This is a genomic window from Mycobacterium sp. E3198 (genome assembly GCF_001667015.1).
Classification (GTDB): domain Bacteria; phylum Actinomycetota; class Actinomycetes; order Mycobacteriales; family Mycobacteriaceae; genus Mycobacterium.
Genome location: NZ_LZIS01000253.1, coordinates 1 through 6,704 on the forward strand (window position 1 = coordinate 1; position 6,704 = coordinate 6,704).

General features: G+C 71.2%; 4 protein-coding genes. 2 read left to right on the forward strand and 2 right to left on the reverse strand.

Annotated features, from left to right (window positions below):
* Both A5673_RS25735 and A5673_RS25740 read right to left on the reverse strand, forming a co-directional pair.
* Positions 1–522 (reverse strand): PE family protein (locus A5673_RS25735; RefSeq protein ID WP_156748638.1); only part of this gene is annotated, 522 nt, incomplete at its 3' end.
* A 124-nt stretch (positions 523–646) separates the two neighbouring features.
* Positions 647–3,898 carry a LuxR C-terminal-related transcriptional regulator gene (locus tag A5673_RS25740; protein ID WP_068239113.1) on the reverse strand — a complete coding sequence of 1,084 codons (3,252 nt, stop codon included), beginning with the start codon at positions 3,896–3,898 and terminating at the stop codon, positions 647–649.
* Positions 3,899–4,370: 472 nt separating this feature from the next.
* On the opposite strand from A5673_RS25740, the gene A5673_RS25745 reads away from it, so the two are divergent.
* Positions 4,371–6,152: a PPE family protein gene (locus tag A5673_RS25745; RefSeq protein WP_068239116.1), complete on the forward strand. Its 1,782-nt coding sequence runs from the start codon at positions 4,371–4,373 to the stop codon at positions 6,150–6,152.
* 11 nt (positions 6,153–6,163) lie between these two features.
* Positions 6,164–6,704 (forward strand): PPE family protein (locus A5673_RS25750; RefSeq protein WP_156748639.1); only part of this gene is annotated, 541 nt, incomplete at its 3' end.

Below are 6,704 nucleotides of genomic sequence, written 5' to 3' on the forward strand. Positions count from 1 at the left end.
GGTTTGTTCGGCGCCGCCGGCGCCGATCAGGCCCGCCGCGCCGCCCGCTCCGCCGGCCCCGCCGTCGGTGCCGGGCTTGCCGGATCCGCCGCTGCCGCCGTTGCCGATCAACCAGCCGCCGGGCGTCCCGTTTTGCCCGGTCCCGGGAGAGCCGCTGGTGCCGTTGCCGATCAGCGGGCGCCCGGTCGCCGCCTGGACCTGTGCGTTGACCCCGTCGAGCAGGCCCTGCAGCGGGGACGCGTTGGCCGCCTCGGTGGCGGCGAACATCGCACCGCTGGCGCTCATCGTCTGGACGAATTGCTGATGGAACGCGGCCGCCTCGGCGCTCAGCGCCTGGTAGGCCTGGGCGTGCCCGGAGAACAGCGACGCCAGCGCCGCCGAGACCTCGTCGGCGCCGGCCGCCAGGATGCCGGTGGTCGGGGCCGCGGCGGCCGCGTGCGCGGCGCTGAGCGCCGAGCCGATGCTTTCCATGTCCGTCGCCGCCGCCGTCACGAGCTCGGGGGCCACTATTACCAACGACATCGCTGTCCTCCCGGTCGTCATCGAGCAATCGACTCAAGGATGGGAGGCATCGGCGCGACGAAACGTCGGTCAAAGCTCGTAATAGCGCGTCGCGGGGGGTCGTAGATTCGCGCCCCGGCGGTGCTCAGCTGTGGCCGGCGACTTCCTGGGCCAGCTGCACGCGGGAGTTGATGCCCAGCTTCGCGTACACATGCGTCAGATGGGTCTGCACCGTGCGCCGGGAGATGAACAGCCGGGCGGCGATGTCGTTGTTGGCCAGCCCCTCGGCCACCAGCCGCGCGACGTCGCGCTCGGTCGGGGTGAGCGAGGCCCAGCCGCTGGCCGGCCGCTTGCGCTCCCCGCGGCCGCGGCGCGCGTAGGCGATGGCTTCGTCGAGCGACAGCCCGGCCCCCTCCGCCCACGCGCTGTCGAAGTCCTCCTCGCCCATGGCGTCCCGCACCGCCGCGACCGTCCGCTCGTGGTCCGCGTCGTGGATGCGGAACCGCACCACGCCGATCCGCCGCCGAATCTGGTCGGCCGCGCCGAAGAGCCGCGCCGCGTCGCGCTGGTTCAGGCCGTCCGCGGCCAGCCGCCCGAGGCATTCGAGGATGTCCGGGACGGCCAGATGGGCCCGGACCTCGGCGGCGCAGCCGAGCGCCTTGTGCGCGTCGCGCTCCGCCTGGTCGGGTTCGCCCTTGGCGATCGAGATGCGTGCCCGCGTGGTCAGCGCCCGGGCCAGGTGCCAGCCCGCCGACGCCGCGACCTGTTGGTCCGCCCAGCGCCGGGCCTCGACGAGATCGCCGCGCGCCAGCGCCACGTCGGCCATCGGGTTGACGATCGCCGCGCCGAGCTCGCCCTGCGGGCTCAGGCGTTGCTGGGCCGCCTCGATGGCCTCGGCCGCCGCCGCCAGGTCGCCGGCCGCCGCCGCCGCGGTGACCAGGACCGCATAGCTGAATCCCTCGTTGTAGGGCCACAGATCGCCGGCCGCATCCAGTGACGCGCGGGCGGTGGCCATGGCCGCGCGGGTATCGCCCCGGAAGGAGAGCGCGAGGCTGAGGCTCAGCCGGGCGCCCCACCTGAACAGGACGTCGTGCGCCGCGTCCGCGTCGGCGGTCACCGCCTCGAATTGCTCGACGGCCTTGGCCAGATCGCCCTTCATCATCTGCGCCAGGCCAAGGGTCCAGCGGCACGAGCGCGCGTCGAACCGGTCGCCGATCGCGTCGGCGATCTCCCACCCCTCTTGGGAGGTCTCTTCCGCGGCGATCGGGTCACCGGCGTAGAACGCGCCGTTGGCCTGCCAGGTGAGGATCTGCGTCAGCCGCCACTGGTCGTCGAGCGCGCGGGCGATGCCGATCGCCTCGGCCAGGTACGGGCGGGCCGCGGCGGCGCTGTAGGAAGCGATCGCGCCGCAGGCGGTGAGCGCGCGCGCCAGCAGCGCGGGGTCGTCGATCTCGCGGGCGATCGCCACGGCTTGCTGCGCCTGCTCGAGGTTGTCGCCGATGCTGCGCGACGCGTCGAGGACCGCCTTGTCGGCGAGCGCGCGCCCGCGCACCACCGCCGAGATGTCGGAGCGCTGCGCGTCGTGCTCGGCGAGAGTGGCGTCGAACCAGGCCAGCCCCTCCTGGATGCGGCCCCGCGTCTGCCAGAGCGGTTGCAGCGACGACGTCAGCTCCAGGGCCTTCTCGATGTCACCGGTTTGGCGGCTCCACGCGAACGCCGCCCGCAGGTTGTCGATCTCGATCTCGACCTGTTCGATGCGGCGCTGGTGGTCGGCGTCGGCGGCGCTGTCCAGCAGGGCGGCCAGCGCCGCGTAGTAATCGCGGTGCCGCGCGTGCACCTCGTCGGCTTCCCCGGATTCGGCCAGCTTCTCCGCCGCGTAATGGCGCACGGTCTCGAGCAGCCGGAAGCGCGTGCGGTCGCCCGCGTAGTCGGCCACCACCAGCGACTTGTCCACCAACTGGGCGAGCCGGTCGAGGACCTGATGCTGCTGCACCGGGTCGCCGTCGCCGATGACCCGCGCCGCATCGAGGTCGAAGCCGGCCCGGAAAACCGCCAGCCGGCGGAACAGAATGCGCTCCGGCTCGGTCAGCAGCGCGTGCGACCAGTCGACCGACTCCCCGAGGGTCTTCTTGCGCCGGGTCCCGGCCCGTCCACCGGTCACCAGCCGGAACCGGTGGCGCAGGCCGTCGAGGATCTCGGTCAGCGACATCATCCGCACCCGCGCCGCGGCGAGCTCGATGCCCAGGGGCAGGCCGTCCACGCGGACGCAGATCTCGCGCACGGCGGCGCCGTCGTCGACGGCGATGCTGAAATCGGGCCGGGCCAAGCGCGCACGGTCGACGAAGAGCTCGATCGCCTCGTCGGCCAGGGACAACGACGGCACCCGCCAGGTCACCTCGCCGGGCACCCCGATCGGTTCGCGGCTGGTCGTCAGGATCGTCAGTTGTGGGCAGGCGGCCAGGAGCGCGACGACGAGTTCGGCGCATTCGTCGATCAGGTGCTCGCAGTTGTCCAGAACCAGCAGCACCGGGCGGTCACCGAGGAACCGCACCAGCGTTTCCGTCGCCGAGCGGCCCGGCTGGTCGGGGAGGCGGAGCGCGCGCATCGCCGCGACCGGCACCACCTCGGGGTCGGTGACCGGTGTCAGGTCGACGAACCACACGTTGCCGTCGAATTCGGCCGCCGCCTGGGCGGCGACCTGCACCGCCAGCCGCGTCTTGCCCACGCCGCCGGCCCCGGCCAGGGTCACCAGCCGGTTCTCGTACAGGGCCTTGACGACGTCGTTCGTCAGGGTGACGCGACCCACGAACCGCGTCAGCTGCACCGGCAGGCCGTGGGGGACGACGCTTCCGGTGGTGCGCAGCGGCGGGAATTCGACGTCCAGGTCGGAGTGGCAGAGCTGCGCCAGCCGCTCGGGGCGGGGCAGGTCGCCGAGCTGGTGGGTGCCGAGATCGGTCAGCCAGGCGTCGGCCGGCAATTGGTCGATCACCAGGTCCCGGGCGATGCCCGAGAGCAGGATCTGGCCGCCGTGCGCCAGCTCGCGCAGGGCGGCCGCCCGCTCGGGGGTCGAGCCGACGTACTCGCCGGCGGCGCCCAGCTGAACCTCGCCGGTGTGCACGCCGATGCGCAGCCGGATCGGCGCCAGCGGCGCCCGCTGCAACGCCACAGCACATTCCGCGGCGTCGGTCGCGTGGGCGAATGCGGCCATGAAGCCGTCGCCGGCGCCCGGTCCGGCCGCCAGCACGCCGTCGTGGGCGGGGACGATCTCGGAGGCGGCGCGGCCGAGTCGCGCCAGCGCCGCCGTCGTTTGCTCCGGCTGGCTCTGCCACAGTCGCTCGGAGCCCTCGAAATCGGCGAGCAGCAGGGTCACCGTTCCTGTGGGCATACGCTCCCTCACGCGATGGCCATGCCTTTTACATGACCGCAAATCCCCGCGCACATCAGTTTCGCTCATGCCAGCCACCAAGGGTCGAATACCAGCCGAAAACTATGGAGGTCACCGGGGCGGGGGAGCCTACCGGCGCCGGCCCCGGCACCCGGGCCGCCCCTTTGCCGGGGACCGCCCTACGACCCCGGGCCCCGCTGCATTTACGACCCCTCATGCTGAGTATCTACGCGATTCGACCGACGTTAGTTCGACGCCGGACCCCGCATATTTGACTCGCTTGGAACGAGAATCCGGGGCGGGATCGCAATTCGCTGCGCTTGCACCGATCGCCCGGACGGCTTGGGAGCGGGAGGACGGCGATGTCGTACCTGATAGCGGCCCCGCCGACGCCGGCGGCGGCGTCAGCGGTTCCGGGGAACGTCGACTCCGCGCTGGGCGCGGCAAACGCGGCGGCCACGACTAACGGCGAAGGACGGTTGTGATGAATTTCTTGGTGTTGCCGCCGGAGATCAATTCGGCGCGGATGTATCTGGGTGCGGGGCCGGGTCCGATGTTGGAGGCGGCGGCGGCCTGGGAGGGGCTGGCCGGTGAGCTGGGTTCGGCGGCGAGCTCGTTCGGGTCGGTGACGTCGGGGTTGGCGGGCGCGGCGTGGCAGGGCCCGGCGTCCGCGGCGATGATGGGCGCGGCGGCGCCGTATGTGGGGTGGTTGTCGGCGGCGGCGGAGCAGGCGCAGGGCGCGGCGGGGCAGGCGAGGGCGGCGGCGTCGGCGTTCGAGTCGGCGGTGTCGGCGACGGTGTATCCGGGGGTGGTGGCGGCCAACCGCAGCCAGCTGGTGTCGTTGGTGCGGTCCAACCTGTTGGGGTTCAACGCGCCGGCGATCGCGGCGGCCGAGGCGCAGTACGAGCAGATGTGGGCGGCCGACGTGTCGGCGATGGTGGGCTATCACGGCGGGGCGTCGGCGGTGGCCGCGCAGCTGACGCCCATGGCGCAGGCGCTGCAGACCCTGCCCGGGCCACTGGGTCAAGTGCAGGCGGCCCTGGCGACCTTCAACCTGGGCGCGGGCAACGTCGGCGGCGGCAATGTGGGCGGCGGCAACAACGGCAACCAGAACCTGGGCAGCGGCAACAGCGGCAGCCAGAACGTGGGCAGCGGCAACATCGGCAGCACCAACGTCGGCAACGGCAACAACGGCGTCGGCAACATCGGCAGCGGCAACCGCGGCAACCAAAACCTGGGCAGCGGAAACGCGGGCAACAACAACACCGGCTTCGGCAACGCCGGCATTGGGAACATGGGCGCCGGAAACCTCGGCAACACCAACGTCGGCAACGGAAACCTGGGCAGCGGCAACGTGGGCAGCGGGAACCGCGGCGACTCGAACATGGGCATCGGCAACCGCGGCAGCAACAACGTCGGCATCGCCAACACCGGCAGCCACAACTTCGGCTTCGGCAATACGGGCAACAACGACATCGGTTTCGGGCTGACCGGGGACAACCAGATCGGCTTCGGCGCGCTGAACTCGGGAACCGGGAACATCGGCTTCGGCAACTCGGGCACCGGCAACATCGGCTTCTTCAACTCCGGCACCGGCAACGTCGGCCTGTTCAACTCCGGCAACCACAGCTTCGGTTTCGAGAACTCGGGCAGCTTCAACACCGGCTTCACGAACGCGGGGCAGGGCAACACCGGCTTTTTGAACAGCGGCTTCAGCAACTTCGGTGTCGGCAACGGCGGGTCCAACAACATGGGGATGCTCAACGGCGGTTCCCAAAACTTCGGGATGGGCAACTCCGGCTTCCAGAACACCGGCAGCGGCAACGCGGGTTCGCTGAACACCGGCGACTTCAACGCGGGCTCCATCAACACCGGTTGGGGCAACTCGGGCGCCAGCAACACGGGCGGCTTCGACTCCGGCAACCTGAACACCGGCTTCGGCAGCACGATCACCCCGGTCGGCGTCAAGAACTCCGGCTTCGGCACCACCGGCCTCGACTCGTCGGGCTTCTTCAACTCGGGCGGCGACACCTCCGGCTTCCAGAACACCGGGCTCGCCTTCGAGTCGGGCTTCGGCAACTCGGGCAACGGCAACAACGTCGGGTTCAACAACACGGGCAGCTTCCTGTGCGGCATTTCAAACACGGGCTTCGACAACATCGGCATCGGCAACTCAAACGTCTTCAACTCGGGCATCGGCAACTCCGGCAACGACGACTCCGGCTTCTTCAACAAGCGCGACGCGCAGTCGGGCTTCTTCAACTAAGGACTGTCGCGGTGAGTTTTTTGGTGTTGCCGCCGGAGATCAATTCGGCGCGGATGTATCTGGGTGCGGGGCTGGGTCCGATGTTGGAGGCGGCGGCGGCCTGGGAGGGGCTGGCCGGTGAGCTGGGTTCGGCGGCGAGTTCGTTCGGGTCGGTGACGTCGGGGTTGGCGGGCGCGGCGTGGCAGGGCCCGGCGTCCGCGGCGATGGTGGGCGCGGCGGCGCCGTATGTGGGGTGGTTGTCGGCGGCGGCGGAGCAGGCGCAGGGCGCGGCGGGTCAGGCGAGGGCGGCGGCGTCGGCGTTCGAGTCGGCGGTGTCGGCGACGGTGCATCCGGGTGTGGTGGCGGCCAACCGCAGCGAGCTGGTGTCGTTGGTGCGGTTTAACCTGTTGGGGTTCAACGCGCCGGCGATCGCGGCGGCCGAGGCGCAGTACGAGCAGATGTGGGCGGCCGACGTGTCGGCGATGGTGGGCTATCACGGCGGGGCGTCGGCGGTGGCCGCGCAGCTGACGCCCATGGCGCAGGCGCTGCAGATACTGCCCGGGTTCGCTCAAG